This is a genomic window from Actinoplanes sp. NPDC026623, from assembly GCF_040638275.1.
In the GTDB taxonomy this organism is placed as follows: domain Bacteria; phylum Actinomycetota; class Actinomycetes; order Mycobacteriales; family Micromonosporaceae; genus Actinoplanes.
The window spans coordinates 1-2,491 of the sequence record NZ_JBEZXZ010000406.1; the positions used below are offsets into that span (position 1 = coordinate 1).

The 2,491-nt window shown below is 74.4% G+C and carries 3 protein-coding genes and 1 pseudogene; all 4 read right to left on the minus strand.

Annotated features, from left to right (window positions below; translation table 11 throughout):
* On the minus strand, positions 1-282 hold a 282-nt coding region (locus AB0F10_RS45265), incomplete at its 3' end, for a dihydroxyacetone kinase (RefSeq protein ID WP_360640758.1).
* Between the two features lie 5 nt (positions 283-287).
* On the minus strand, positions 288-932 hold the full coding sequence (gene dhaL / locus AB0F10_RS45270) for a dihydroxyacetone kinase subunit DhaL (RefSeq protein ID WP_360640760.1): 645 nt from the start codon (positions 930-932) through the stop codon (positions 288-290).
* A gap of 10 nt (positions 933-942) precedes the next feature.
* A complete protein-coding gene (gene dhaK, locus AB0F10_RS45275; RefSeq protein ID WP_360640762.1) occupies positions 943-1,938 on the minus strand; it encodes a dihydroxyacetone kinase subunit DhaK in 996 nt (331 codons plus the stop codon).
* A gap of 76 nt (positions 1,939-2,014) precedes the next feature.
* Positions 2,015-2,491: pseudogene (locus AB0F10_RS45280) on the minus strand (hypothetical protein); the annotation flags it as partial.

Consider the following 2,491-nt stretch of genomic DNA (forward strand, 5'->3'; position numbering starts at 1 on the left):
GCAGAGCACGACCCGCTCGCGCAGGCCGTCGTCCAGCAGCTCGAGCGCGAGCTCGGCGGAGAGCACGGCGCTGCCCAGGTCCATGAGGACGACCACGCCGTCGCCGCGGTCGGCGGCGGCGACGGCGTCCGCGATCGCGACCGCGTCGGTGCCGAACGTCGTCTCGTCGAGGCCCGCGGCGACCTCGATCGGCACCGGCCGCCCCTGCACCATCTCCGCCGCGAGCGCCACCGCGGCGCGGGCCAGCGCGCGGCTGTGGCAGACCACCACGAGACCGACCACCGGCCTCAGGCCCCGTCGGTCAGCGCCGTCGCGGCGGCCGTCACCAGCAGCGTCACCGAGGTCGCGCCCGGATCCCGGTGTCCGGCGCTGCGCTCGCCGAGGTAGCTGGCGCGGCCCTTGCGGGCGATCATCGGGATGGTCGCCTCCGCGCCCTTCTCGGCCGCCCGGACGGCGGCCTTCAGCGCCTCACCGAGCCCCCGGCCGGCGGCGAGCGCGGCGTCCAGCGCGTCCACGGCGGGGGCCAGCGCGTCGTACATGGTCTTGTCGCCGGCCTCGGCCTTGCCGCGCGCGACCACCCCGTCGAGGGCCGCACGCAGCATCGTCGCGCAGCCGGGTGCGTCCAGGGTGGCGGCGTCGCCCGCCGCCGCGGCCATGCGCAGGAACGCGGTGCCGTACAGCGGGCCGCTGGCGCCGCCGACGGTGCTGATCAGCGTCATCCCGGTGCGCTTGAGCAGCATCGCCGGGGTGCCGGCGGCCTGGCCGTCCAGCGCCGCGAGCACAGCGGTCATGCCGCGGTCCATGTTGGCGCCGTGATCGGCGTCCCCGATCGCGGAGTCGAGCTCCGTGAGCAGGTCCCGGTTGGCCGCGATCAGCCTGGCGAATTCCCGGATCCAGGCCGCCAGGGCCGGGGTTGCCACCGTGTCGGTCATCGCGGCCGGATCACCACCGCAGCGCCGGCGTACGCACCGGCGCGTCCCACAGCCGCAGGATCTCGTCGTCGGCCTTGACCAGGGTGACCGAGCAGCCGGCCATGTCGAGGCTGGTGATGTAGGAGCCGACCAGGGTGCGGGCGACGCCGACCCCGGCCTTGGCCAGAATCGTCGCGACCTCGTGGTACATCACGTACAGCTCGATCATCGGGGTGGCGCCCATGCCGTTGACGAAGGCGATCACCCCGGCGTCCCCGGTGAAGTCGAGGTCGCCCAGGATCGGGCTGACGAGCATCTCGGCGACCTCGGCTGCCGACGCCGTCGGCACGCGGCGGCGGCCCGGCTCGCCGTGGATCCCGATGCCGATCTCCATCTGGCCGTCCGGAAGCTCGAACGTGGGCTTGCCCGCGGCCGGGACCGTGCAGGAGGTGAGCGCCATGCCCATGCTGCGGCCGTTCGCGTTGACCGTCCGGGCGACGTCGGCGACCTCGGCCAGCGACCGGCCCTGCTCGGCGGCGGCACCGGCGATCTTCTCCACCAGCACGGTCACCCCGACTCCCCGGCGCCCCGCCGTGTAGAGGCTGTCCTGCACGGCCACGTCGTCGTCGGTCACCACGGAGGCGACGGTGACGCTGGTCTCCGCCGCGGCGATCTCGGCGGCCATCTCGAAGTTCATGACGTCGCCGGTGTAGTTCTTGACGATGTGCAGCACCCCGGCGCCGCCGTCGACGGCCTTGGTCGCGGCCACCATCTGGTCCGGCACCGGCGAGGTGAAGATCTCGCCGGCGCACGCGGCGTCCAGCATGCCGGGGCCGACGAATCCGGCGTGCAGCGGCTCGTGCCCGGACCCGCCGCCGGAGATGAGGCCGACCTTGCCCTGGACCGGGGCGTCGGCGCGGTAGACGATGCGGTGCTCGTGGTCGACGCGCAGGTCCGGGTGGACGCCGGCGATGCCGCGGAGCGCGTCGGACACCACGTTGGCCGGGTCGTTGATCAGCTTGTTCATCGGTGGCTCCTCGCTGTTTTCACCAGGGACGGCCTGCCACTCCACAAGCTACGCCGACGACAAGCCGGGCGGGCGGTCAAGCGCCGCGCAGGGACCGGAAGCTGTCCAGCACCACCGAGAGCCGCTGCAGGTTGGCCGCCCACTGCTCCCCCGGCACGTGCCATTCGACGAGGTACGCCTGACCGCCGAACGCCATGACCTGCTCCAGGGCGTGTATCGGGCCGGTCGCGGGATCGCGGAAGGTGTACTCCCACAGCGCGCCGGGCGTCGCGGGCAGCGGCTCGATCCGGATCCGCCGGTACGCCGGAAGCCCGGCCTGCTGCTCCTCGTCGATCAGCGCCGCGACGGGGTTGGCGCCGCCGGGCCTCCAGCGGCTGATCCGCAGGGTCGACCGCCCGCCGGGCGCCATGAAGACCCGGCCGCTGCGCGCGTCCCCGCCGCCCGCCCAGCCACCCGGCACGGCCACCGAGAAGCCGCTCGGGTCGTCCCACCACCGGAAGCCGCGCGGCAGGACGAAGGGTGACGGCGGCCCGGCCCGCGCAGTCGGCGCGGC